At 72.5% G+C, this 24,782-nt stretch carries 24 protein-coding genes; 3 read left to right on the plus strand and 21 right to left on the minus strand.

From position 1 onward, the window contains the following. Positions 1-45 precede the first annotated feature (45 nt). The 9 genes from ACZ4IF_RS33075 to tsaB all read right to left on the minus strand — a co-directional run bounded on the left by ACZ4IF_RS33075 (position 46) and on the right by tsaB (position 9,712). Positions 46-2,274 carry a beta-xylosidase/alpha-l-arabinosidase gene (locus ACZ4IF_RS33075; protein ID WP_467569564.1) on the minus strand — a complete coding sequence of 743 codons (2,229 nt, stop codon included), beginning with the start codon at positions 2,272-2,274 and terminating at the stop codon, positions 46-48. Positions 2,275-2,359: 85 nt separating this feature from the next. Continuing rightward, complete coding sequence (locus ACZ4IF_RS33080) at positions 2,360-3,220, minus strand: carbohydrate ABC transporter permease (protein ID WP_467569567.1); 861 nt, start codon at positions 3,218-3,220, stop codon at positions 2,360-2,362. After that, positions 3,217-4,224 (minus strand): carbohydrate ABC transporter permease, encoded by a 1,008-nt coding sequence (locus ACZ4IF_RS33085; protein ID WP_467569570.1) that lies wholly within the window; start codon positions 4,222-4,224, stop codon positions 3,217-3,219. The genes ACZ4IF_RS33080 and ACZ4IF_RS33085 overlap by 4 nt, the downstream gene beginning before the upstream one ends. A 9-nt stretch (positions 4,225-4,233) precedes the next feature. Beyond that, positions 4,234-5,529 carry an extracellular solute-binding protein gene (locus ACZ4IF_RS33090; protein ID WP_359494245.1) on the minus strand — a complete coding sequence of 432 codons (1,296 nt, stop codon included), beginning with the start codon at positions 5,527-5,529 and terminating at the stop codon, positions 4,234-4,236. A 427-nt stretch (positions 5,530-5,956) separates the two neighbouring features. Beyond that, on the minus strand, positions 5,957-6,979 hold the full coding sequence (locus tag ACZ4IF_RS33095) for a LacI family DNA-binding transcriptional regulator (RefSeq protein WP_467569573.1): 1,023 nt from the start codon (positions 6,977-6,979) through the stop codon (positions 5,957-5,959). A gap of 166 nt (positions 6,980-7,145) precedes the next feature. Then, positions 7,146-7,397, minus strand: a complete 252-nt coding sequence (locus tag ACZ4IF_RS33100) for a hypothetical protein (protein WP_467569576.1) — start codon at positions 7,395-7,397, stop codon at positions 7,146-7,148. Then, positions 7,394-8,497, minus strand: coding sequence for a tRNA (adenosine(37)-N6)-threonylcarbamoyltransferase complex transferase subunit TsaD (gene tsaD / locus ACZ4IF_RS33105; protein ID WP_359494254.1), 1,104 nt, complete (start codon positions 8,495-8,497; stop codon positions 7,394-7,396). The genes ACZ4IF_RS33100 and tsaD overlap by 4 nt, the downstream gene beginning before the upstream one ends. Beyond that, positions 8,490-8,996 (minus strand): ribosomal protein S18-alanine N-acetyltransferase, encoded by a 507-nt coding sequence (gene rimI, locus ACZ4IF_RS33110; protein WP_467569751.1) that lies wholly within the window; start codon positions 8,994-8,996, stop codon positions 8,490-8,492. Before rimI ends, tsaD begins: the two co-directional genes overlap by 8 nt. 68 nt (positions 8,997-9,064) lie before the next feature. Next, the gene (gene tsaB / locus ACZ4IF_RS33115) at positions 9,065-9,712 is read right to left on the minus strand and encodes a tRNA (adenosine(37)-N6)-threonylcarbamoyltransferase complex dimerization subunit type 1 TsaB (protein WP_467569580.1); all 648 of its coding nucleotides are present in this window, start codon (positions 9,710-9,712) and stop codon (positions 9,065-9,067) included. A 110-nt stretch (positions 9,713-9,822) separates the two neighbouring features. Here tsaB and ACZ4IF_RS33120 point away from each other — a divergent pair, with 110 nt between their 5' ends. Continuing rightward, the gene (locus tag ACZ4IF_RS33120) at positions 9,823-10,377 is read left to right on the plus strand and encodes a hypothetical protein (RefSeq protein WP_467569583.1); all 555 of its coding nucleotides are present in this window, start codon (positions 9,823-9,825) and stop codon (positions 10,375-10,377) included. A 149-nt stretch (positions 10,378-10,526) separates the two neighbouring features. Here the strand turns inward: ACZ4IF_RS33120 and ACZ4IF_RS33125 are convergent, their stop codons facing one another. The 8 genes from ACZ4IF_RS33125 to glmS form a co-directional block, all read right to left on the minus strand. After that, positions 10,527-10,697 (minus strand): hypothetical protein, encoded by a 171-nt coding sequence (locus ACZ4IF_RS33125; protein ID WP_359494261.1) that lies wholly within the window; start codon positions 10,695-10,697, stop codon positions 10,527-10,529. A 175-nt stretch (positions 10,698-10,872) separates the two neighbouring features. Beyond that, on the minus strand, positions 10,873-11,406 hold the full coding sequence (gene tsaE, locus ACZ4IF_RS33130) for a tRNA (adenosine(37)-N6)-threonylcarbamoyltransferase complex ATPase subunit type 1 TsaE (protein WP_467569586.1): 534 nt from the start codon (positions 11,404-11,406) through the stop codon (positions 10,873-10,875). After that, on the minus strand, positions 11,372-12,604 hold the full coding sequence (locus ACZ4IF_RS33135; RefSeq protein WP_467569589.1) for an alpha/beta fold hydrolase: 1,233 nt from the start codon (positions 12,602-12,604) through the stop codon (positions 11,372-11,374). The genes tsaE and ACZ4IF_RS33135 overlap by 35 nt, the downstream gene beginning before the upstream one ends. A gap of 154 nt (positions 12,605-12,758) precedes the next feature. Continuing rightward, the gene (gene alr, locus ACZ4IF_RS33140; protein WP_467569591.1) at positions 12,759-13,916 is read right to left on the minus strand and encodes an alanine racemase; all 1,158 of its coding nucleotides are present in this window, start codon (positions 13,914-13,916) and stop codon (positions 12,759-12,761) included. A gap of 76 nt (positions 13,917-13,992) precedes the next feature. Then, positions 13,993-14,718, minus strand: coding sequence for a L,D-transpeptidase family protein (locus tag ACZ4IF_RS33145; RefSeq protein WP_467569754.1), 726 nt, complete (start codon positions 14,716-14,718; stop codon positions 13,993-13,995). 178 nt (positions 14,719-14,896) lie between these two features. Next, complete coding sequence (locus ACZ4IF_RS33150; protein WP_467569594.1) at positions 14,897-16,357, minus strand: NAD(P)H-hydrate dehydratase; 1,461 nt, start codon at positions 16,355-16,357, stop codon at positions 14,897-14,899. Between the two features lie 74 nt (positions 16,358-16,431). Beyond that, complete coding sequence (locus ACZ4IF_RS33155; RefSeq protein WP_359494276.1) at positions 16,432-16,803, minus strand: holo-ACP synthase; 372 nt, start codon at positions 16,801-16,803, stop codon at positions 16,432-16,434. 40 nt (positions 16,804-16,843) lie between these two features. After that, complete coding sequence (gene glmS / locus ACZ4IF_RS33160; protein WP_359494278.1) at positions 16,844-18,691, minus strand: glutamine--fructose-6-phosphate transaminase (isomerizing); 1,848 nt, start codon at positions 18,689-18,691, stop codon at positions 16,844-16,846. Positions 18,692-18,858: 167 nt separating this feature from the next. Between glmS and coaA the strand changes: the two genes are divergently transcribed. Continuing rightward, on the plus strand, positions 18,859-19,848 hold the full coding sequence (gene coaA / locus ACZ4IF_RS33165; protein WP_467569598.1) for a type I pantothenate kinase: 990 nt from the start codon (positions 18,859-18,861) through the stop codon (positions 19,846-19,848). A gap of 16 nt (positions 19,849-19,864) precedes the next feature. Continuing rightward, the gene (locus ACZ4IF_RS33170; RefSeq protein WP_467569600.1) at positions 19,865-20,815 is read left to right on the plus strand and encodes a DUF389 domain-containing protein; all 951 of its coding nucleotides are present in this window, start codon (positions 19,865-19,867) and stop codon (positions 20,813-20,815) included. Here the strand turns inward: ACZ4IF_RS33170 and glmM are convergent. The 4 genes from glmM to ACZ4IF_RS33190 form a co-directional block, all read right to left on the minus strand. Continuing rightward, on the minus strand, positions 20,812-22,170 hold the full coding sequence (gene glmM, locus ACZ4IF_RS33175) for a phosphoglucosamine mutase (protein WP_467569603.1): 1,359 nt from the start codon (positions 22,168-22,170) through the stop codon (positions 20,812-20,814). The two genes, ACZ4IF_RS33170 and glmM, sit on opposite strands and share 4 nt — an antisense overlap. Positions 22,171-22,348: 178 nt before the next feature. Beyond that, the gene (rpsI, locus tag ACZ4IF_RS33180; RefSeq protein ID WP_028805612.1) at positions 22,349-22,870 is read right to left on the minus strand and encodes a 30S ribosomal protein S9; all 522 of its coding nucleotides are present in this window, start codon (positions 22,868-22,870) and stop codon (positions 22,349-22,351) included. 42 nt (positions 22,871-22,912) lie between these two features. Then, positions 22,913-23,356: a 50S ribosomal protein L13 gene (rplM, locus tag ACZ4IF_RS33185; RefSeq protein WP_359494287.1), complete on the minus strand. Its 444-nt coding sequence runs from the start codon at positions 23,354-23,356 to the stop codon at positions 22,913-22,915. Positions 23,357-23,542: 186 nt separating this feature from the next. Further along, on the minus strand, positions 23,543-24,754 hold the full coding sequence (locus ACZ4IF_RS33190; protein ID WP_467569606.1) for a glycosyltransferase family 87 protein: 1,212 nt from the start codon (positions 24,752-24,754) through the stop codon (positions 23,543-23,545). Between the last annotated feature and the right edge of the window lie 28 nt (positions 24,755-24,782).

Raw genomic sequence — 24,782 nt, forward strand, 5'->3', positions numbered from 1 at the left:
ACGATCGGCTGTTGGCGCGAAAGAGTCGGAGCTCGTCCCGCCGCCTCACTTCACGCGCACCTCGCTCCGCATCCGTCGTCCGGGCCCCACCACCCGCTCGGGTCCGGTCAGTGTCACCGGCACCGTCCAGCGCACCCCCTCGTCCGCGCCGGACACCGCCAACCGCAGTTCCAGCGCCCCGGGTTCGACGATCCGGTCGCCGTCAGGGCCGGTGTAGGCGGCCAGGTCCGCCGGCACGGTGAAGTGCACCTCCGCCGACGTGCCCGCCTCCAGCGGCACCCGCGCGTAACCGATCAGCCGGACCACGGGCCGCGCCACCTTGCCGACCGGGTCGTGGAGATACAGCTGGACGACCTCCGTGCCGGCCCGCTCCCCCGTGTTGCGGACGGTCAGCCGCAGCGTCGTCACGCCGTCCGTCGGGAACGAACGGTCGTCGACCGTCGGCGGCTGCCAGTCCCAGGACGTGTACGACAGGCCGTGCCCGAACGGGAACAGCGGGGTGGGGTCGAGGCTGCTCGCCTCGCCCCGGCGGCCCAGCGGCGGTGCCAGATACGTGCCCGGCTGCCCGCCGGGGTCGCGGGGCACGCTCACCGGGAGCCGCCCCGAGGGGTTGACGCGTCCGGACAGCACACCGGCGACGGCCGAGCCGCCCGCCTGGCCCGCGAAGAATGCCTGCACCACCGCCGCGCACCGGTCGGCCCAGCGGCCGAGCGCGTACGGGCGCCCGGAGAGCACGACCAGCACGACCGGGGTCCCCGACGCCAGCGCCTTCTCCACCACCTCGCCCTGTCCGTCGGGCAGTTCCAGGTCGGCCGCGTCGCAGCCCTCGCCCGACGTGCCGCGTCCGAACAACCCGGAGCGGTCGCCGACGGCGACGACACACACGTCGGCCGCGACCGGGTCCTCGGTGAACTCGGTGTCCGGCAGCTCCGCGCGCAGCGCTTCGAGCAGCGTGGGCACCTCGACGCCCATCGGCACGTCGGGGTGGTCGAGCAGCACGTGACGGGGGAAGGTGTAGCAGCCGAGGAGGGCCGCCGCGTCGTCGGCGAGCGGGCCGAGCACGGCGATCCGCCCGGTGCCCGGTGCGAGCGGCAGCACCCCGCCGTTGGCCAGCAGGGTGACCGACTCCTCGGCCAGCTGCCGCGCGAGCGCCCGCATGTGGGGCGGGTCGAGGTCCACGGCCGCGGAGTCCGTGGCGGGCGACGACCAGTCGGGGTCCAGCAGGCCGAGCTCGCACTTCTGGGTCAGCACCCGCAGCGCGGCCCGGTCCACGAGCTCCTCGTCGAGCGGCCCGGCGCCGTAGCAGCGCACCGCGGGCAGTTCCACGTCCACGCCCGCGGCGAGGGCCAGCGCCGCGGCCCCGGCCGGGGAGTCGGTGATCGCGTGCGTCGACTCCAGGAAGGAGACGCCGAAGTAGTCGGCGACCACCGTGCCGGTGAACTGCCATTCCTCGCGGAGCAGTTCGGTGAGCAGCCGATGGTGGGCGTGCGCGGGCAGTCCGTCGAGGTCGTTGTACGCGGCCATCACCGAGCGGGCGCCGCCCTCCCGCACGGCCATCTCGAACGGGGGCAGGATGACGTCGGCGAGCTCGCGCGGGCCGATCGACGCGGGCGCGTGGTTGCGGCCCGCGCGCGAGGCCGAGTACCCGGCGAAGTGCTTGAGGGTGGCGACGACGCCCGCCGACTCCAGGCCCTGGACGTAGGCGGTGCCGATGGTCGCGACGAGGTACGGGTCCTCGCCGATCGACTCCTCGGTGCGGCCCCAGCGGGGGTCGCGCACGACGTCGAGCACGGGGGCGAGGCCCTGGTGCACGCCGACCGAGCGCATGGAGGCGCCGATCGCCGAGGCCATCTCCCGGACCAGGGCGGGGTCGAAGGCGGCACCCCAGGCGAGCGGGGTGGGGAAGACGGTGGCCCGCCAGGCGGTGAAGCCGGTGAGGCACTCCTCGTGGGCGAGCGCGGGCAGCCGGAAGCGGTTGGCCGACCGGATGCGTTCCTGGAGGGAGGCCAGCCGGGCGGTGCCCTCCGCGGGGTCGACGGGGGCGGTGCCGAAGGGGCGGGTGAGCTGGCCCAGCCCGTCGGGGAGGAGTTCCGCCAGGTCGATGTCCTCGGACAGGGCGTGCTGGAGCGGCGCCATGTCCCCTCCGGGCGTCTCGTCGGAGCCGGGCCAGACGCTGTAGAGCTGGGCGATCCGCTCGCGCGGGGTCATCCGGGCGAGCAGGTCGGCGGCACGGACGTCGGCGGGCAGAGCGGGATCCTGCCAGGGGTGGGTCATGTAACTCCTCACGTCGGTGAAGTGGTTCGGCGACGGAACGGTCCGCCGGGGCCCGCCCGGACGGGCGTGCACCGCGGGGCGGGCCCTATCCCTTGGTCGCGCCGAGCGTGATGCCGCCGATCAACTGGCGTTCGGCGACCGCGTAGAAGGCGAGGGCGGGTGCCATGGCGAGCACCAGGTACGCGAAGATGCGGGCCACGTCCGAGGCGTACTGGCCCTGGAACTGCTGGATGCCGACGGGGATCGTCCACCAGGTGGGCTCGCTGAAGACGAGCAGCGGGAGCAGGAACTGGTTCCAGCTGCTGACGATGGCGAGGACGGAGACCGTGCCGAGCGCGGGCCGGGCCAGCGGCAGCAGGATGCGCCAGAAGAAGCCGAAGCGGGAGCAGCCGTCGAGGGTCGCGGCCTCCTCCAGCTCGCCGGGTATCTCCCGGAAGAATCCGCGCAGGATGATGATCGTCACCGGCAGCCCGAAGGCCGCCTCCGGCAGGATCACGCCCCAGGGGTTGTCGAGGAGCCCGAAGGTGCGCAGCAGGATGAACAGCGGCAGGATCGCCACCGCGAACGGGAACATCAGGCCCATGGTGAACAGCGTGAACACCAGCTCCCGCCCGCGGAAGGCGAACCGGGCCAGCGCGAACGCGGCGAGCGCGGCGGTCGCCACGGTGAGCAGCGTGGCGCCCACGGCGATCACCGTGCTGCTGCCCACGGACCGCCAGAACGCGCCCGAGCCGAGCAGGGACGTGTAGTTCGAGGTCACCCAGGGCGACGGCAGCCCGAACGGGTTGCTGGAGAGCTGTTCGGTCGACTTGAAACCGGAGACCAGCGTGTACAGGAGCGGGGTGACCATGAAGACGCCGACCACCCAGAGGATCACGTACACGGGGAGGATGCGCAGCCTGCGCCGGCGCACGATGCTCTTCGGGACACCCGTCGCGCCGCTCATCGGTTGGCTCGCATGGTGGTGAGGGCTCCTTCGGTGTCACGGCGCAGCACGAAGCGCTGGTAGGCGAGGGCGAAGACCAGACTGATGAGGAACATCACGACGCTGATGGCGCTCGCATAGCCCATCTGATAGCGCTTGAAGCCGTACTGGACCATGCTGATCGCCATCGTCTCGGAGGCATGGTCGGGGCCGCCCGTGGTGATCACCCAGACCAGGTCGAAGAGCTGGATGGAGAAGATGACGGAGAGGAACGCGCTGATCCGCAGGGTCGGCGCGAGCAGCGGCAGCGTGATGTGGCGGAAGCGCTGCCAGGTGCCGGCGCCGTCGATGCGGGCGGCCTCGTACAGCTCGGCCGGGATGCCCTGGAGGCCGGCCAGGTAGAGCATCATGTGGAAGCCGAAGTACTTCCACGTCATGACGAGGAAGAGCGTGGGCAGGACCGTGTGCTGTCCCGCGAACCACTCCCCGCCGAGGCCGTCGAGCCCCACCGCGCCGAGCAGCCGGTCGGCGAGTCCGTCCCCCGGCGCGAAGATCATGCCGAACAGCACGCCGGTGATGACCTCGGACAGGATGTACGGGGCGAAGAACAGCATCCGGTAGACGGCCCGGCCGCGCAGCTCCTGGTTGAGCAGCACGGCCATGGCGAGCGCGAACGGCAGCTGGAGGGCTATGGAGAAGCCGATCAGCAGCCCGCCGCGCCACAGGTCCCCGAGGAACACCGGGTCCTCGAACAGCCGGGTGTAGTTGCCGAACCCCGTGACGTCCGTGGGTGAACCGAATCCGCCCCAGTCGAAGAAGCTGACGTAGAACGCGTAGCCCATCGGCACCAGCACCAGGAGGCCGAACAGGGCGAGCGCGGGGACCGTGAAGACGACCGCCGAGAGCCAGTCGCCCAGGCGGCGCAGCACGGGCCTGCGCGGCCCGGCAGCCGCGGGCACGGACCCCGGCTCCGGCACCTTGCCGAGCTCGGGCGCATACGGGGTCGATGTCGTCGAATGCGTCATCGCCGGCCGCTAGCTCTTCTCGCTCTTGGCCACCTCGGTGACCGAACGGGTCACCTGCTGCGGGGACTTGGAGCCCGCGATGAGTGCGGCGACGCTGTCGTTGATCTCCTGGCCGACGGCAGGGGCGTACGCCTGGTCGAGGTAGAGCTGGAAACCGGTGGCCGAGTTCAACGCGTCGGACACGGCGGTGAGGTTCGCGTCGGTCAGCGCGGAGCGCACGTCCTTGGACACCGGGATCAGTCCGGTGTCCTTGACCAGCTTGGCGGCGAACTCCTTCTCGGCGAAGAACTTCAGGAACTCCACCGCCGCGTCCGGCGCTCCCTTGCGCACCGCGTGGCCGCCGCCTCCGCCGAACACCTCGGTGAGCGCGCCCTGTCCGCCCTCGACGGCGGGGAACGAGAAGAAGCCGAGGTCCTTGCCGATGCCCTTGCCGGCGTCGCTCTCGACGACGGGCGCCCACTGGCCCATCAGTTCCATGGCCGCCTTGCCGTTGCCCATCGCGGCCGCCTCGCCGTTGGGCGTGGAGTAGGCCGCGCCGAGGAAGCCCTTCTGGAACGGTTCGAGGGCGACGAGTTCCTTGAGGTGTTCGCCCGCCTTGACGAAGCCCTCACCGGTGAAGTCGGCGTCGGTCGCGGCCTTCTGCATCGCGTCGAGTCCGGCGACCCGCATCGCGAGGTACGCCCAGTAGTACATGCCGGGCCACTTCTCCTTGCCGGCCAGGGCGATGGGCGTGATCCCCGCGCTCTTCAGGGCCTTGACGGCGTCGAGGTAGGCGGACCAGGTGGTGGGCGGAGTGGTGATCTTGGCCTTGGCGAAGAGCGCCTTGTTGTACCAGAAGCCGACCATGCCGATGTCGAACGGGACGGCGTACGTCTTGTCCTCGAAGCGGTAGGCCGCCAGGGCGGCGGGCACGTACTGCTTCGTCCAGGGGGCCACCTTCTCGGTCAGGTCCTCGACCAGGCCCGCGTCGATCTGCTGCTGGAGGACGCCGCCGCCCCAGGTGTGGAAGATGTCCGGCAGCTTCCCCGAGGTGGTCAGCGCGGTCATCTTCGACTTGTACGCCTCGTTCTCCAGCGTGACGACCTTGACCTTCACGTCGGGGTGCGCCGCCTCGAACTCCCTGGCGCGCTGGGCCCACAGCTTCTTCGCGGGCTGGGTGGTGGTGATGTTCCACCACTCGATGGTGGTCTTGCCCGAGCTGTTCCCGCTGTCGGAGGAGCCGCACGCGCTCAGGGCGGCCGCACCCAGCCCGGTCGCCGCTGAGGCCGCCATGAACCCGCGGCGGGAGAGAGAGGTGTTGCCCAACGCTCGCATCGCATACCTTCCGGAAGAGAGCCGAAAATTATCGGTCGAGTGCGCACGGAAGTTACGGGCGCGCGACAGGTATGTCAACGCTCCTGACAAATATGGGAGTCGGCGGGCCCCGGACCTCTCTCCGACCTCGGGGAACGGCCCGCCGAATGGAGCGCCGGCGGCCACGGCGGAGGCTCGCCACGGGATGCGGACGAGCCCCGGGGCGACTCGTCGGAGGGCGTGGGCCGACCCGCTCGCCGAAAGGACGCGGGCCGACCGGGGAGGGGCTGACCGGAAGGGCGCGGGCGAGCCCGGGCACGGCCCACCGGAAGGCCGCGGGCGACCGCGGGTCAGGCCCGCCTGCGCCGGGGCGGCACGCGGCGGCGAAGACCCGGACCGGCGCGCCCGCGTGCCCCTCGAACGACGACGGGCGACCGTCTCAGACGGCCGGCGCCGCCGTGCTCGCCCGCACGACCAGCTCGGTCGCGAGCTCCACCCGGGGCGACGCCGGCTCCTCGCCGAGCGCGAGCCGCAGCACCGTGCGCGTGGCCAGCTTGCCCATGTCGGCCAGCGGCTGGCGCACGGTCGTCAGCGGCGGCGCCGACCAGCGGACCTCGGGCAGGTCGTCGAACCCGACGACGCTCATGTCCTCGGGCACCCGCAGCCCGCGGCGACGCAGCGCCTCGATCGCACCGAGCGCCATCTGGTCGCTGGCGGCGAACAGCGCGGTCGGCGGTTCGGCCAGGTCGAGCAGGGTGTTGCAGCCGTCGAAACCGGCCTGGTGGTAGAAGTCACCCGGCACGATCAGGGCGTCGTCGACCTCGACGCCGGCACCCTCCAGCGCCGCCCGGTAGCCGTCGAGGCGGGCCCGCGAGCAGAGCAGCCGCGGGGGCCCGGCGACGAAGCCGATCCTGCGGTGGCCGAGGCCGAGCAGATGCTCCGTGGCGGCCATGCCGCCGGCCCAGTTGGTGGCACCGACGGTGGGCTCGTCCAGGGACGGCGACCCCGCGGGGTCGATGACGACGAGCGGCACGCCGAGGCGCCGCAGCTCCTCGTGCAGCCGCGGTTCGAGGACGGAGGTCACCAGGATCACGCCGTCCGAGGCGCGGGCGCGCAGATTGGTCATCCACTGCCGGGCGGAGCCCGAGGCGCCGTGGATCGCGGAGACCACCGTGCCCACGCCCGCGGCGTGCGCGACGTCCTCGACCCCTCGGATGATCTCCACCGCCCAGGGGCTGTCCAGGTCGTTGAAGACGAGGTCGATGAGGGCTGCCCGGTTCCCCGGCGCGGACGGCTTGCGCCGGTAGCCGTGGTGCCGCAGCAGGTCCTCGATCCGGGCCCGGGTCTCCGGGGACACGTCCGAGCGGCCGTTGACGACACGCGACACGGTGGGCACCGAGACCCCGGCCTGCCGGGCGATCTCGGTGATCGTCACCTTGTTCCTGATGCTCTCCCGGGCCACTGCGCCCACCTCCGTCGACGTGTCAGGTCGCCCCCTACGGTTCCATACGCGCAGGCGAAACTTTGCAGGAGTCTTCCGGAAAACAATGGTCCACGGGAAGCCCGGACCGGCCGACCCCGAGGCACCCCTCCCGGACACCGTCCGGGACTCCCCCCGCGGAACGCGCTCAGGACACCGCCTCGAACCTCCACCGGTGCACCGCCCGGGTCACCAACTCGCCTTCAGGCTCGGGCAGTTCCGGCAGCTCCGCGTCGTACGCGGCGTCCCACCAGGTGATGACGAGCACCCGGTCCTGGGGAGCCCGCAGGGTCTCCCGGCGCAGCGGCGCGCCGGACAGTTCCTGCGCCCGCACCCAGGCGAGCAGGTCCTCCCCGCGCCCCGCCACGGCCCGTGCCTCCCACATCAGGGCGACGGTCACGAGTACAGGTTCTCCTTGCTGACCTCGTGCACGTGGTCGTGGGAGTGGGAGTGGGCCTGGCCGGGCACGTGCGGGTCCGTCACCGGGAGGGACGAGTCGGCGGACAGGTCCCAGTCGGAGGCGGCCCGGTTGCGCGCCACCATCTCCGCACCGAGGGCGGCCACCATGGCGCCGTTGTCCGTGCACAGCTTGGGCCGCGGCACCCGCAGCCGGATCCCGGCCGCCTCGCAGCGCTCCGCGGCGAGCGCCCGCAGCCGCGAGTTGGCGGCCACCCCGCCGCCGATCATGAGGTGGTCGACGCCCTCGTCCTTGCAGGCCCGTACGGCCTTGCGGGTCAACACGTCCACGACCGCCTCCTGGAAGGACGCCGCCACATCACGCACCGGCACCTCCTCCCCCGCCGCCCGCCGCGCCTCGATCCAGCGGGCCACGGCGGTCTTCAGACCGGAGAACGAGAAGTCGTACGCGGGATCGCGGGGCCCGGAGAGCCCGCGCGGGAACGCGATCGCCTGCGGGTCGCCCTCCTTGGCGTACCGGTCGATGACCGGGCCACCCGGGAAGCCGAGGTTCAGCACGCGCGCGATCTTGTCGAACGCCTCCCCCGCGGCGTCGTCGATGGTCGCGCCCATCGGCCGCACGTCGGACGTGATGTCCGAGGACAGCAGCAGCGAGGAGTGCCCGCCGGAGACGAGGAGCGCCATGGTCGGCTCCGGCAGCGCACCGTGCTCCAGCTGGTCCACACAGATGTGGGAGGCGAGGTGGTTGACGCCGTACAGCGGCTTGCCGAGCGCGTACGCGTACGCCTTCGCCGCGGAGACGCCGACGAGCAGCGCACCGGCAAGGCCGGGACCCGCGGTCACCGCGATGCCGTCGAGGTCACGGGCGCTGACGCCCGCCTCCTTCAGCGCGCGGTCGATGGTCGGCACCATCGCCTCCAGATGGGCCCGGGAGGCGACCTCGGGCACGACCCCGCCGAACCGGGCGTGCTCGTCGACGCTGGACGCGATCGCGTCCGCGAGCAGGGTCGTGCCGCGGACGATGCCGACGCCGGTCTCGTCGCAGGAGGTCTCGATACCGAGGACGAGTGGTTCGTCAGCCATTGCTCTCTGTTCCTTGTCCGCCGTTTGCTGAGGGGGAGCCTGCTCCCGGGCCACTGTCCGCAGCCGTGTTGAGGCGCATGACCAGGGCGTCGACGTTCCCCGGCTGGTAGTAGCCGCGCCGGACGCCGATGGCTTCGAAGCCGAAGCGCTCGTAGAGCTTCTGCGCGCGGACGTTGTCCACGCGGCATTCGAGCATCACCTGGGCGCACTCGAACGCGGTCGCGGCGCGCAGCAGCTCGGTGAGCAGCCGGGCGCCGAGCCCGGTGCCCCACTGGTCGCGGGCGACGGCGATGGTCTGCACGTCGCCCAGGTCGCCCGCGGCGGCGAGTCCGGCGTACCCGACGAGCCGCTCCCCGTCGAGGGCCACGACGTACCGACGCGTCGCCTCGGGCCCGCGCGCGTGGGCCAGCTCGGACCAGAACATGCCCCGGGACCAGGTGTCCTCGGGGAAGAGGTCCTTCTCCAGTTCCAGTACGGGATCGATGTCCCACCAGCGCATCTCGCGCACGTCGGCCCCGCCGGGCGACGGCGTGGCCGGAGGGCGGCTTCCAGGAGACGGGTGGTCGGTCACTTGGGGGTGACCACCTTGTAGTTCTTGGGCACCTGGGCGTCCGGCCGGCGCAGGTAGAGCGGCCGGGGCGCCTCCAGTTCGACGCCGGCGGCGAGCCGTTCCGCGGCCAGCGAGGCCATCGCCGCCGCCGAGACGTGCTCGGGCGCGTGCGCGTCCGGGAACGTGTCGGGGTAGAGCAGCGCACCCGCTCCGACGGCGGGCAGCCCGCCGACGTCCAGGTCGCCGGGACGGTCCACGGCCGGGTCGGTGACGCGGGTGCGCCGGTCGGCGTAGCGCGCCCAGTAGACCTCCTTGCGGCGGGCGTCCGTCGCCGCGACGAAGGGGCCGTCGATGTCGGCCGCGTACGCGAGCGCGTCGAGGGTGCACACGCCGTGCACCGGCACGCCGAGCGCGAGTCCGAAGGTGTCGGCGGTCATCAGGCCGACGCGAAGACCGGTGTACGGGCCGGGGCCCACGCCGACGACGATGCCGGTGACGGCGTCGAGGCGGTGACCCGCCGCGGCGAGCACGCGGTCCACGGCCGGGAGGAGCAGCTCCCCGTGGCGGCGCGCGTCGACCTGGCTCGACGAGGCGATGACGGACGTGCCGTCGTGCAGCGCGACGGTCACGGCGGGGGTGGCGGTATCCAGAGCGAGCAAGAGCACGCAAACAGCCTACGGCGCCCGAGCCGGACGTACGGCCGCCCCGGTCTCCCGCTCCCCTGCTGCTACCGTCACAGCAAGGACGTACGAAGTACGAGAGGTGGGCACACAAGGTGGCTAGGAGCAGCTCGGGATTCGTGGCCGGGCTCACCGTGGCGGCGGTCGCCGCAGTCGGCTTCCTCGCCTACCAGGCGTCCGCGAGCGTGCCGGACACCCTGGGCAAGCCGCAGGCCGGCGCCTCCCCCAAGGCCGCCACCTCGAAGGCCCCCCGCGACAAGAAGAACCCGGCGGCCCTGCCCGCGCAGTCCGGCCGGGGCGAGCGGGTCGTGTACTCGACCGACGACGACCGGGTCTGGCTGGTCGGCGCGAACAACAAGGTCCGGCGCACCTTCAAGGTGACGCCCGGGACGCTGGACCCGGCCGCGGGCAGCTACGCCGTCACCTCACGGGCGCGGGCGGTCTCCGGATCGGACGGCGCGCAGATCGAGCACGTCGTGCGGTTCCACCTGATCGACGGCATCGCCATCGGCTTCAGCGCGGCGGTGAACGGGTCGACGGAAGCCCCGGACCCCACCAAGAAACTCGGCGGCATCCGCGAGACCCGTGCGGACGGTGACGCGATGTGGTCGTTCGCGACGATCGGCGTGAAGGTCGTCGTCATCCGCTGACCCAGGAGGCGGACCGCCGGACCGGTGCGCGGACCGCCCGCCGGCCACGGGCCCGATCGCGGGCCGTCACGGTCGCCCCGCGCCGCCTGTGGTGGGGCGTCGGCGGGCCCTCGGCGAAGGACCGCGCAGAACAACCCTTTCGTGGGACGTCAAGCGGCCTTGCGGGGCTGTCCGGTCACCGGAACCTCGGGAAGCGGCTCCGGCTCCCTCGGCGGGCGGGACACCGCCTCGGCCGCGGCGCACGACGCCAGCAGGTCCCGCATCGACACCCCGGCCACCACGCGCGGCTCAGCCGGCACGTCACGTTCTGAAGCCGACATGGACGCCTCCTGGGGCTTCGGCGGCACGCGTGGTTAGGCAGCCCTAACTACGGTCTTGCTCCATGTCACCATGCCCGGGACACCGAACGCAATATCTTGCCGACGTCTTGTCGGAACGTTCACCGGCACCGCTGCCGTCGAGGGGCGGACCAGGCACAGCCCAGGGGCCCGGCGGTCAGGACGCGAGCACGCTCAGGTCCACCGGCGCCCAGCGGCCGCCCAGGCCCGTCACCGTCACGTGCCGGACCTCGTCGGTGGTGTCGCCGACGGCGCGGTGGATGACGACGTGCAGACGGTCGTCGGTCAGCTCCTCGACCTTGCCCTCGCCCCACTCCACGACGATCACCGAGTCGGACAGCGAGACGTCGAGGTCCAGGTCCTCCATCTCGTCGAGCCCGCCGCCGAGGCGGTACGCGTCCACGTGCACGAGCGGGGGTCCGTCGCCCAGCGACGGGTGGACGCGGGCGATGACGAAGGTCGGGGAGGTGACCGCGCCCCGGACACCGAGCCCCTCGCCCAGACCGCGGGTCAGCGTGGTCTTGCCCGCGCCGAGCTCGCCGTTGAGCATCACGAGGTCAGCCGGGCGCAGCAGCTTGGCGAGCCGGCGGCCCAGCTCCTGCATCTGTTCGGGGGAGCTGACGGTGATCTGCACGCTGACTCCGTGCTGCGCGGGCTCAGCCGGGTTGTGCGGTGCTGCTGGTGCTTCCATAGCCACCCACGGTAGCCCCTGCCGGGACGGCACCCGCGCGCATCAGCAGGTCGGCAAGGCGGTCTATGACGACCTCGGGGTGCTCCAGCATCACCAGGTGCCCCGCGTCGGGCACGAGGACCAGCTCGGCGTCCGGCAGCAGATCGGCGATGGCCTCGCTGTGCTCGCTCGGCGTCACCAGGTCCTTGACCCCGGCGAGGACGAGGACGGGCAGGTCGGCGAAGCGGGCGAGCGCCTCGGTCTTGTCGTGGTCGGTGAACGCCGGGTAGAACTCGGCGACCACGTCGATCGGGGTGCCCTCGATCATCCGCTCCGCGAAGCGCTCCACGGCGGGATCGACGTCCCGGCCCGCGAACGAGTACCGCTTGATGACCCCGGCGAACAGGTCGGCCGTCGCCCGCCGTCCCCGCTCCACCAGCGCGGCCTGCTGCCCGAGCGCGCGCAGCACACCCGGCAGCACCCGCCGTACGGCGTTGACGCCGGCGAGCGGCAGTCCGAAGTTGACCTCTCCGAGCCGTCCCGACGACGTTCCCACCAGGGCGACCGCGACGACCCGGTCGCGGATCAGCTCGGGGTACTGGTCGGCGAGGGCCATGACGGTCATGCCGCCCATGGAGTGCCCGACGAGCACGATCGGGCCCTCGGGCACGGCCGCGTCGATGACGGCCTTCAGGTCGCGGCCGAGCTGGTCGATGGTGACCGGGGTGCGATCCTCCAGCTGGGCGGTACCCCGCCCGGACCGTCCGTGGCTGCGCTGGTCCCAGTGCACGGTCCGTACGACACCGCGCAGGGCGGCGCGCTGGAAGTGCCAGGAGTCCTGGTTGAGGCAGTAGCCGTGGCTGAAGACGACGGTGACGGGCGCCGGGGCCTTGCGGCCGAAGAGCCGACGGCGGCGCGGGGCGAGCGGGGCCTCCGGCTCGGGGTCGTCGACCTCGTAGTAGAGCTCGGTGCCGTCGTCGGCGTACGCCTTGCCGGGGGTGCCGCGCAGCGCGCCGTACGGACCCGCCGAGTCGAGCGCGAGGCGGGCCTTCCTGCGCATGTTGCGGCCGACCGTCAGCCGCTCTATGGCGACTCCGGCGGCGGCGCCCGCGGCCACGACACCTATCGCGGCACCGGCGACACCGGCCTTGCGCCAGTTCCCGGCGGAGGCGGCGGCCGAGGCCGCACTCGCGACGGCCCCCGCGCTGCTCTCGCTCACGTCCAGCTCCTCTTCGCTCTGGGCTCTCGGCCTTGCGCCACGTGCTGTTCGCTCCGGGCTCCCGGGCCTGCGCTCCCGGCCGTCCGCCCGCCGCCGCGCGACTCATGGCCGCCGGTGTCCGGCGGGTGTCCGGCCGCCCGTGTCACCCGTCCTGCTACCCGTCTCGTTCCTCGTTCACATTCACGTAGACGCGGGGAATGCGGGTTCCGATCCGGGTGACGATTTCGTAGGCGATCGTGCCCGCCGCGCGGGCCCAGTCCTCCGCGGTCGGCTCGCCGCGGTCGCCGGGGCCGAACAGGACCGCCTCCGCGCCGGGCTCGGGCTCGTCCCCGCCGAGGTCGACGGCGAACTGGTCCATGGCGACCCGGCCCGCCACCGTGCGCCACTTGCCGCCGACCAGGACCGGTCCGGTGCCTGAGGCGTGCCGCGGGATGCCGTCCGCGTAGCCCACGGGCACCAGGCCGAGGGTGGTGTCGCCGGGTGTCGTGTAGTGGTGTCCGTAGCTCACGCCGTGCCCCGCCGGGACGTGCTTGACCAGCGCGAGCGACGCGCTCAGCGTCATCACCGGGCGCAGTCCGAAGTCGGCCGGTGTGCCGAGCTCCGGGCTCGGCGAGACGCCGTACACCGCGATCCCGGTGCGGACCAGGTCGAAGTGGCTGTCGGGAATCGTGAGCGTGGCGGGCGAGTTGGCGATGTGCCGCACCTCGGGGCGGGCGCCCCGCTGCTCGGCGTACGCCACCATCTCGCGGAACAGGGTGAGTTGGGCCTGGATGGACGGGTGGCCCGGCTCGTCCGCGCAGGCGAAGTGCGACCAGAGGCCGGTGACCTCGACGAGTCCACGGGCCTGCGCGTCCAGGGCGTGGGCGACCAGTTCCGGCCAGTCGGCGGGCTGGCAGCCGTTGCGTCCGAGGCCGGTGTCGGCCTTGAGCTGGACGCGGGCCGGTCTGCCGACACGTCCGGCCGCCTCCACGACCTCCCGCAGGGCCCACATGCCGCTGACGGAGACGTCGAGGTCGGCCTCGACGGCGCGCTCCCAGGGGCCGCCCGGTGTCCAGAGCCAGCACATGATGCGCCCGGGCAGTCCGGCCTCCCGCAGGGCGAGGGCCTCCTCGGGCGTGGCGGTGCCCAGCCAGGTGGCGCCCGCCTCGCGCGCCGCGCGGGCACAGGGCACCGCCCCGTGGCCGTACGCGTCGGACTTGACCACGGCCATCAGGGCCGCGGACGGCGCGTGGGAACGCAGGGTCCGTACGTTGGCACGCAGGGCGGCCAGGTCGATCTCGGCACGGGCGCGCAGGGGTGCTGTCTCGTTCATCGCGTCCCCAGTGTCTCAGAGGGGGCGGACAGCCCTTCGGCGCCGGTACCGCCGGCGCCCGTCCGGCGGCTCCTCATCAGGTCCCCGGCCTACGGCCCCACACGTACACACGGTCGCCCTTCTTCAGGACGGCCCACAGCTTGCGGGCGTCCGCGAGCCGGAGATTGACGCAGCCCCACGAGCCGTCGGGGTTGTGGACGCTGCCCCGGATGGCGTGGAAGGCCTGTCCCCCGCTGAAGAACTGGCTGTACGGCATGGGGGTGTTGTACAGCGTCGACCAGTGGTTCTCGTGCTTCCAGTAGACGGTGAACCAGCCGGTGCGGGTCCGGTAGCCGGCCCGCCCGCTGCGCATCGGCACCGGGCCCCACAGCACCTTCGTGCCCTTCTGCACCCAGGAGAGCTGGCGGGTCAGGTCCACGCAGGCGACGCGGTACGAGCGCACGGGGCACTTGCCTGCCGCGTTCGGGTTCTTCATGCCCGCGAGCTGTTGGATCCGGGTCCAGGTGACGGGTCCCGCGAAGCCGACGTCCGGTTCGATCGCGTACCTCTTCTGGAACGCGCGGATGGCCCGGCAGTCGGCGGGCGACTGCTTTCCGTCCGCCTTCAGGCCGAGCCCGCGCTCCACCTGCCGCTGATAGGGGCCCGTCTGCTTGGTGCACGCCGCGGCGGAACCCGCGACAGTGTGGTCGGACCTCGGGCCGGGGGCCACAGGTCCCGGCTCCGCCGCCGCCCGGCCCGCGGGCAGGGCGACCAGTGTGGCCAGCAGCACCGCGGCGCCGCGGCGCGTCATTCGTCCGCTCATCATGCGATCAGCGAACGCAACGGGCCCGCGCGGGCCGGTGCGCCGCGCGGACCGGGTCCCCCGATCCGGTCAACACCGCTCCACGAACGCCGGAAGGCCCGCGCCGGCCCGCCGCACTCTCAGCCGCGGACGCCGAGGGCCGGGAAGGCCCCGCGCCGGCCTCACGGCCGCGACCCGCTCAGGCGCGGACGTCGCGCCACGCCTCCGGGAGGGCCTCGGCCACGTCGTGGGCGCCGGCGGGCGCGCCGTCCGCGGCGAACCGTCCCGCGAGCCCGTGGAGGTAGGCGGCGACGCTGCCCGCGTCCAGCGGGGACAGCCCCGCCGCGAGCAGCGACCCGGCCAGGCCCGACAGCACGTCACCGCTGCCCGCGGTGGCGAGCCACGCCGTCCCGGTCGGGTTCACCCGTACCGGCCCGCCGTCCGCGTCGGCGACCAGCGTAGTCGCCCCCTTGAGCAGCACTGTCGCCCCGTACAGCCGGGCGAGCTCCCGCGCGGAGGACAGCCGGGAGGCCTCGACCGTCTCGCGCGGCACGCCGAGCAGCGCGGCGGCCTCCCCGGCGTGCGGGGTCATCAGGGTGGGCGCGGTGCGGGCGCGGACGGCGGCCCGGTCGGCGAGCCGCAGTCCGTCCGCGTCCACCAGCACCGGCACGTCCGCGGCGAGCACCTCGGCGACCGCCGACGCGTCGTCCCCCGCCCCGGGCCCCACGACCCACGCCTGGACCCGTCCGGCCCGCGCGGGGCCCCCCTCGGACACGAGCGTCTCGGGGAAGCGGGCGATGACGGCGTCCCCGGCGGGCCCGACGTACCGCACGGCGCCCGCCCCTCCGCGCAGCGCGCCGGAGACGGCGAGGACGGCCGCTCCGGGGTAGCGCGCGGACCCGGCGGCGATTCCGACGACACCGCGCCGGTACTTGTCGCTCGCCGCCCCCGGCAGTGGCAGCCGCGCGGCGACGTCGGTGTGCTGGAGCGCCTCCAGTCCGGCCTCGGCGGGCAGCGAGAGCCCGATGTCCACGAGGCGTACGGAACCGGCGTACTCGCGTGCCGGATCGATGAGCAGCCCCGGCTTGTGCGTCCCGAAGGTCACCGTGAGATCGGCGCGGACGGCCTCGCCGTGGACCTCTCCGGTGTCCGCCTCGACGCCGCTGGGCAGGTCGACGGCGACGACGACCGCGCGGGAGTCGCGCAGGAGTGCGGCCAGCGGTGCGGCGTCGGGGCGCAGTCCGCCCTTGCCGCCGATGCCCACGATGCCGTCGACGACGAGGTCGGCCCGGCCGATCAGCTCCTCGACGGCCCGCGGCGCGGCCCCGGCGCCGTCGGCCGGGACGCCCGATGTCACGGCCCCGCCCGCGCGGCGCAGCGCGGCCAGTCCCCCGGGGTGCGTCCGGTCGGGGGCGAGCAGCACCGCCGTGACGCCCGCCCCGCGGCGGGCGAGGCGCGCTCCCGCGTACAGGGCGTCGCCGCCGTTGTCGCCGCTGCCGATCAGCAGCGCCACCCGGCTGCCGTACACCCGCCCCAGCAACTCCGCGCACGTCGCGGCCAGTCCGGCGGCGGCGCGTTGCATCAACGCTCCCTCGGGCAGCCGTGCCATCAGCTCCCGCTCGGCGGTTCTCACGGTCTCCACGCTGTACGCAGTTCGCATACGCCGAGTCTCCCGCACCGGCGCCCGCCGCGCGGCCCGCGCGCACCCGCGCCCGCCCCGAGCGCCGGGCCGGGCTACCCCTCGGCCACCACCACCGCCGAGGCCACCCCGGCGTCGTGGCTCAGCGACACGTGCCACGAGCTCACGCCGAGTTCGGCCGCCCGGGCCGCCACCGTGCCCTTCACACGCAGGCGCGGCCGCCCGCTGGACTCGACGTAGACCTCGGCGTCGGTCCAGTGCAGTCCGGCCGGGGCGCCCAGCGCCTTGGCGAGCGCCTCCTTGGCGGCGAAGCGGGCGGCCAGCGAGGCGATGCCCCTGCGTTCGCCGCTCGACAGGTACAACTCCTGTTCCAAGAAGACCCGTTCGGCCAGTCCGGGCGTGCGTTCCAGCGCCGCCCGGAACCGGTCGATCTCGGCCACGTCGATACCGACCCCGATGATGCTCATGCCCCGCACCCTAAAGGGGCGGGCCGTGCCACGGGCCCGCTCACTCCACCGTCACCGACTTGGCGAGGTTCCGCGGCTGGTCCACCTCGTTCCCGCGGGCCGTCGCCAGCTCGCAGGCGAACACCTGGAGGGGAACCGTGGACACCAGCGGCTGGAGCAGGGTCGGCGTGGCCGGGATGCGGATCAGATGGTCCGCGTACGGGACCACCGCCTCGTCGCCCTCCTCCGCGATGACGATGGTGCGGGCGCCGCGGGCCCGGATCTCCTGGATGTTGGACACGATCTTGTCGTGCAGGACCGAGCGCCCGCGCGGGGACGGCACCACGACCACGACCGGCATGTCCTCCTCGATGAGCGCGATCGGCCCGTGCTTGAGCTCGCCCGCCGCGAAGCCCTCGGCGTGCATGTACGCCAGTTCCTTGAGCTTGAGGGCTCCTTCGAGGGCGACGGGGTAGCCCACGTGGCGGCCCAGGAAGAGGACGGTGTCCTTGTCGGCGAGGGTGCGCGCGAGTTCCCGTACCGGCTCCATGGTCTCCAGGACCCGCTCGACCTCGCGGGAGATCCGGGACAGCTCGCGGATGACGGCCTGGATCTCGTCGCCCCACTTGGTGCCCCGCACCTGGCCCAGGTAGAGCGCCACCAGGTAGCAGGCGACGAGCTGCGTCAGGAACGCCTTGGTGGACGCGACGGCGACCTCGGGGCCGGCGTGCGTGTACAGCACGGCGTCCGACTCGCGGGGGATCGTCGAGCCGTTGGTGTTGCAGATCGCCAGCACCTTGGAGCCCTGCTCGCGGGCGTGCCGCAGCGCCATCAGGGTGTCCATGGTCTCGCCGGACTGCGAGATGGCGATGACGAGGGTGCGCGGGGCGAGGATCGGGTCGCGGTAGCGGAACTCGCTGGCCAGCTCGACCTCGCAGGGGATGCGCGTCCAGTGCTCGATGGCGTACTTCGCGATCATCCCGGCGTGGAAGGCGGTGCCGCACGCGACGATGACGACCTTGTCGACCTCGCGCAGCACCGCCGCGGGAATGCGCACCTCGTCCAGGGTCAGCGAACCGCCCGTGTCGATGCGCCCGAGCAGGGTGTCGGCGACCGCCTTGGGCTGTTCGGCGATCTCCTTGAGCATGAAGTAGTCGTAGCCGCCCTTCTCGGCGGCCGAGGCGTCCCAGTCCACGTGGTACGAGCGCACTTCGGCGGGCCGGCCGTCGAAGCCGGTGACCGTGACACCGTCGCGGCGCAGCTCCACCACCTGGTCCTGGCCGAGTTCGACGGCGGAGCGGGTGTGGGCGATGAACGCGGCGACGTCCGAGGCGAGGAAGGCCTCGCCCTCGCCGACACCGACGACGAGGGGCGAGTTCCGGCGTGCCCCGACGACCACGTCCGGCTCGTCGGCGTGCACCGCGACGAGGGTGAACGCGCCCTCCAGTCGCAGGCACACCAGCCGCATGGCCTCCGCGAGGTCGGCGCAGGAGGAGAACTCCTCGGCGAGCAGGTGGGCGACGACCTCCGTGTCGGTCTCGGAGGCCAGTTCGTGCCCGCGCTCGGCGAGTTCGGCGCGGAGCGCGGCGAAGTTCTCGATGATGCCGTTGTGGACGACGGCGACGCGGCCCGCGTTGTCGAGGTGCGGGTGCGCGTTGGCGTCGGTGGGACCGCCGTGCGTGGCCCAGCGGGTGTGCCCGATGCCCGTCGTGCCGGTCGGCAGCGGTCGGTCGACCAGCTCCTTCTCCAGATTGACGAGCTTGCCCGCCTTCTTCGCGGCGGCGAGCCCGCCGTCCGATGTCACGGCGACGCCCGCCGAGTCGTATCCCCGGTACTCCAGCCGCTTCAGTCCGGCCATCACCACGTCAAGCGCCGACTGCGACCCCACGTATCCCACGATTCCGCACATGGCGGCAGCGTACGGGCCCACGCCCGCGCGTTCGCGGCATCTCGTGCCCGATATCGGAAATTGCGGCCGCCTTTCGCACGACCGCCGGGCGCCGTTCCGGGCGGCCGGGTCACCCCGCGTGACGGACCCCACCCTCCATCGCGTCCATACTCCCGTAACAATGGACTGTGATCTCTCCGGTCTCCTCGTCGCCGCGGAGCGCCCACCGGTCCAAGCCGGAGGCGACTCCCTACGTCGACCTCACCCGTGCCGAGTGGAGCGCGCTGCGCGACAAGACGCCGCTCCCGCTGACCGCCGAGGAGGTCGAGAAGCTGCGCGGCCTGGGCGACGTCATCGACCTCGACGAAGTGCGGGACGTCTATCTGCCGCTGTCCAGACTGCTCAATCTGTACGTCGGCGCCACGGACGGGCTCAGGGGCGCCCTGAACACGTTCCTCGGCGAGACGGGCTCCCAGGCGGGCACCCCGTTCGTCATAGGCGTCGCCGGTTCGGTCGCCGTCGGCAAGTCCACCGTCGCCCGTCTGCTCCAGGCCCTGCTCTCCCGCTGGCCCGAGCACCCGCGCGTCGAACTCGTCACCACGGACGGCTTCCTGCTCCCCACCAAGGAGCTGGAGGCCCGCGGGCTGATGTCGCGGAAGGGTTTCCCCGAGTCCTACGACCGCCGGGCCCTGACCCGGTTCGTCGCGGACATCAAGGCGGGCAAGGACGAGGTGACGGCGCCCGTCTACTCGCACCTGATCTACGACATCGTGCCCGGCCGAAAGCTCACGGTCCGGCGCCCCGACATCCTCATCGTCGAGGGTCTGAACGTGCTCCAGCCCGCACTGCCCGGCAAGGACGGCCGCACCCGCGTCGGCCTCGCCGACTACTTCGACTTCAGCGTGTACGTCGACGCCCGAACCGAGGACATCGAGCACTGGTACCTCAGCCGCTTCAAGAAGCTGCGCGCCACCGCCTTCCAGAACCCGTCGTCGTACTTCCGCAAGTACACGCAGGTCTCCGAGGAGGAGGCGATGGACTACGCCCGGACGACCTGGCGGACCATCAACAAGCCCAACCTGGTGGAGAACGTGGCCCCCACCCGCGGCCGGGCGACCCTCGTCGTGCGCAAGGGCGCGGACCACAAGGTGCAGCGGCTCAGCCTGCGCAAGCTGTGACCACTACGCTGCGGCCATGCTGCATCTGCGTCTGATCACTCCCGCCGACCGGACCGACGAGGTGGTGCGCCTGATCGAGGGCACGGTCGGCACCGCCCATGTCGTGGTGCTGCCGGGCGCCGCCCGCAACCCGGCGGGCGACGTGGTGATGTGCGACGTGGCCCGCGAGGCGGGCGACGTGCTCATCGGCGGCCTGCGGGGACTGGGGCTCGACAGCACGGGCTCCATCGCGGTGGAGGACATCGACCTGTCCCTGTCGAGGCGCGCCGACGAGGCGGAGGAGGAGGCCCCCGGCGAGGGCGCCGACGCGGTGCTGTGGGAGCACCTCCAGGACGCCACGCACGAGGAGTCGACGCTGTCGGTGACGTACGTCGCCTTCATCACGATCGCCACGATGATCGCGGCCTGCGGTGTGGTCCTCGACAACGCGGTCCTGATCGTGGGCGCGATGGCGGTGGGCCCGGAGTTCGGACCGCTGGCCGGCTTCTGCACCGCGCTCGTGCAGCGGCACGCGCGGCTCGCCCTGCGGTCGCTGACGGCGCTGCTCGCCGGCTTCGCGATAGCCATGGCGGCGACGGTGCTGTTCAGCCTGTTCATGGACGCGGTGGGCCTGTTCAGCGAGGCCCAGCTGGAGGCGGACCGGCCCAACACGGGCTTCGTCTACGCACCCGACTGGTTCTCGTTCGTCGTCGCGGTGCTCGCGGGCGCCGCCGGCATGCTGTCGCTGACGTCCGCGAAGTCCGGGGCCCTGGTCGGCGTCGCGATCTCCGTGACCACGGTGCCGGCCGCCGCGAACGCCGCCGTGGCCCTGAGCTACGGGGACATGGGCCAGACCTGGGGATCGGCCAAGCAGCTCCTGCTGAACCTGCTGGGCATCGTCCTGGCCGGTGCCCTCACCCTGCTCGCCCAGAAGTGGTTCTGGGCGAGGCAGCGCGAGGGCCGCGAGTCCCCGGTGGCGGCTTCCTAGCCGAGCGCCGACTTCACCGCGTCGGCGAGCCGGCCGGCCACCGACCGGGCGTGGTCGATGTCGGCGGCCTCGACCATGACCCGCACCAGCGGCTCCGTGCCGGAGGGGCGCAGCAGCACCCTTCCGGTGGAGCCGAGTTCGCGTTCGGCGTCGGCGACCGCGGCGGACAGCTCGGCCGACGTCCTCACCCGCGACTTGTCGACGTCGGGCACGTTGATGAGCACCTGCGGCAGCCGCTCCATGACGGAGGCGAGGTCCTGGAGCGTACGGCCGGTCTGGGCGACCCGGGCCGCGAGGAGCAGGCCGGTCAGCGTGCCGTCGCCGGTGGTGGCGTGGTCGAGGATGATGACGTGTCCGGACTGCTCGCCGCCGAGGGCGTATCCGTGCCGCTTCATCTCCTCCAGGACGTAGCGGTCGCCGACCGCGGTCTGCAGGAGGGTGAGGCCCTCGCGCTCCATGGCGAGCTTGAAGCCCAGGTTGGACATGACCGTGGCGACGACGGTGTCCGAGCGCAGCGCGGACCGCTCGCGCATCGCCAGCGCGAGGACGGCGAGGATCTGGTCGCCGTCGATCTCGGCGCCGGTGTGGTCCACGGCGAGGCAGCGGTCGGCGTCGCCGTCGTGCGCGATGCCGAGGTCGGCGCCGTGCTCGACGACGGCGGCCTGGAGCTTGCCCAGGTGGGTGGAGCCGCAGCCGTCGTTGATGTTCAGGCCGTCCGGCTCCGCGCCGATGGTGACGATCTCGGCGCCCGCGCGGGCGAAGGCCTCGGGCGACACCCGGGCGGCTGCGCCGTGGGCCTCGTCGAGGACGACCTTCAGGCCGTCGAGACGGTTCGGGAGGACGCCGATCAGGTGGGCGACGTACTGGTCGAAGCCCTGGTCGTAGGAGTTCACCCGGCCGACGCCGGCACCGGTGGGCCGGTCCCAGGGGGCGCCGGTGCGATGCTCCTCGTAGACGGTCTCGATCTTGTCCTCCAGCTCGTCGGCGAGCTTGTGGCCGCCGCGGGCGAAGAACTTGATCCCGTTGTCGGGCATGGCGTTGTGGCTGGCGGAGAGCATGACGCCGAGGTCGGCGCCGAGCACTCCGGTGAGGTACGCCACCGCGGGGGTGGGCAGCACTCCTACACGCAGGACGTCCACGCCGGCGCTGGCCAGGCCCGCGACCACGGCGGCCTCCAGGAACTCCCCGGACGCGCGCGGGTCCCGCCCGACCACCGCCACCGGCCGATGGCCCTCAAAGGTGCCCGCCTCGGCCAGTACGTGCGCCGCTGCCACGGAGAGCCCGAGCGCGAGCTCGGCCGTCAGATCCGCGTTGGCGACACCGCGCACGCCGTCCGTGCCGAAGAGTCGTCCCACTTGTCCTCCTGAGGAAGCTTCAGAATTCGGAAGTCATCCGATCACATGAGCCTTTGAGCGCCTTGTGCCGTTATACGCCCAAGGCCAGTGATAAACGAACGCCCCGGCGGCACTGTGGCGTGCCGCCGGGGCGTTCGGACGTACTACGCGTACTACGAGTACGAGCAGGCAGCGAAGATTAACGCTTGCTGTACTGCGGGGCCTTGCGGGCCTTCTTGAGACCGGCCTTCTTGCGCTCGACCGCACGGTCGTCGCGCTTGAGGAAGCCGGCCTTCTTCAGGGCGCCGCGGTTGTTGTCGACGTCGGCCTCGTTCAGCGCACGGGCGACACCGAGGCGCAGGGCGCCGGCCTGGCCGGAGACGCCGCCGCCGGAGATGCGGGCGATGACGTCGTAACGGCCCTCGAGCTCGAGCACCTTGAAGGGCTCGTTGACTTCCTGCTGGTGCACCTTGTTGGGGAAGTAGTCCTCAAGGGTGCGGCCGTTGATCTTCCACTTGCCGGTGCCCGGGACGATCCGGACGCGGGCGATGGCGTTCTTGCGACGGCCCAGGCCGGCGGCCGGCTGCGGGTCGCCGAAGCGGGATGCCAGGGACTCCGAGGTGTACTCGCCCTCGACGGGAACCTCGGACTCGGTGGTGTACTGGTCGATGTCGACGAGCTCAGTCTCTTCGACCGGCTGCTCAACGGTGGTCTCGGCCACGATTCTCCTCAGATTTCTTTTCGTCTTAGGGGGTGGCCGGAACTACTGCGCGACCTGGGTGATCTCGAACGGCACCGGCTGCTGGGCAGCGTGCGGGTGCTGGTCGCCCGAGTAGACCTTCAGCTTCGAGAGCATCTGACGGCCCAGGGAGTTCTTGGGGAGCATGCCCTTGACGGCCTTCTCGATGGCCTTCTCGGGGTTCTTGTCCAGCAGCTCGTCGTAGCGGACGGAGCGCAGACCACCCGGGTAGCCGGAGTGGCGGTACGCCATCTTCTGGGTCCGCTTGTTGCCGGACAGGTGCACCTTGTCGGCGTTGATGATGACGACGAAGTCACCGGCGTCGACGTGCGGGGCAAAGATCGGCTTGTGCTTGCCCCGCAGGAGGTTGGCGGCAGTGGTCGCCAGACGGCCGAGGACGACGTCCTGGGCGTCGATGACGTGCCACTGGCGAGTGATGTCGCCGGGCTTGGGGCTGTACGTACGCACGGTTCGTAGCCTTCGCTTCTTCAGTGAGTGGGTCCTGACAAGGCCACCACGGACGATCACGACAGCCCTGACCGCACTGCGGTGACGCATACCGCGTGCTGGTCGCTGGTCATCGGCCCCGGTGGACCGGTGTAAGGGCCCCTCACGTGAGAATGAGAAAGCCAATACACATAACGAACCGCAAGCCTACCCGCGACGGCCCGGACGGGTCAAAACGCGCGTGGGCAGGTTCGTCACCGGCCGCGGCACCGTCGGAGATCCACCCGGCGCGGGACGCCGGGCCGTCGCCACGGCGGCAGCCAGTACACAAAGAGTAAGGCAGTCCCGGAAGGCCCGCCGCGTCACCGGCTCCAGCCAGGGCCAGGCAAGACCGGGCACCTGCGGTACCAGGGCCAGCCAGAACCAGGGTGCGCGGGCCGCCGAGCCGGGCAGCGGCAGCCCCGCGAGCAGCAGCGGCAGCACGACCAGCAGGTAGTGGTCGTACGACGGGCGGGACACCAGGAACGCGGAGAGCATCAGCAGGGCCGCGGTCTCGACGAGCCGCAGCGGCCCTGGGTCGTCGCGCCGCCAGCGCCGGTGGGCGCACCAGCACCCCACGAGCGCCGCCACCGCCGCCAGCGCGACGGCCACCGGCCGGGGCACCCCGGCCCGCGGCAGCACCGCCGCCGGCGACGCCTCGTACAGGCGTACGAACGCGTCGTGCCCCCGCAGCAGGAAGGGCAGCGTCCGCGTGACGAAACCCGCGGGGTCGGGCATCAGCAGGGCCGCCGCGCCGGAGACCGCGCCCGGCAGCGCCACGAGGGCGGCCAGCCCCCGCCACTGCCGGGCGAAGAGGAAGAGGAGCGCGACCGGCGCGAGGAGCGGCTTCAGGGCGATCGCGGTCCCGATCACCACCCCGGCCGCCACCCAGCGCCCCCGCACCGCGCACAGCAGCCCCAGCGGTAGGGCGGCCGCCGCCGTCACGGTCCAGTTGCCGAGCGCCACCAGGTGACCGAAGGGTGCGAAGCCCAGCGCGAGCGCGGTGAGGCCGAGCGCGGCGAAGCGGCTGCGCGGCGACGTCCCGTGGATGCGCAGCGCGCAGACCCAGCCCGCCACCAGCAGGGAGGTCACCGCCAGCGGAACCAGCACACGCAGCGCGGCCTGCGGCAGGAGCGCCTGCGGCGCCGCGGCGACGACAGCGCCGGGCAGATAGAGGAAGTGCGGGTCGGCGTAGGGCGAGCCGCCGTGCAGCCAACTCCGGGCCGCCCGAACGACGATCGCGTTGTCCATCCCGCCGTCCGAGCTCGCCCGCGCGACATTTACGACGGGGACGCACAGCGCGAACGCCAGCACTGTCCACATATGCCAGGTCGCGGGCCGCACCAACCACCCGCAGATGTCACTTTTGCCCATATTCATGCAGGTCACGCTAGGGGCTCGAGTGCGC

It is taken from the genome of Streptomyces sp. NPDC025784, from assembly GCF_055558435.1.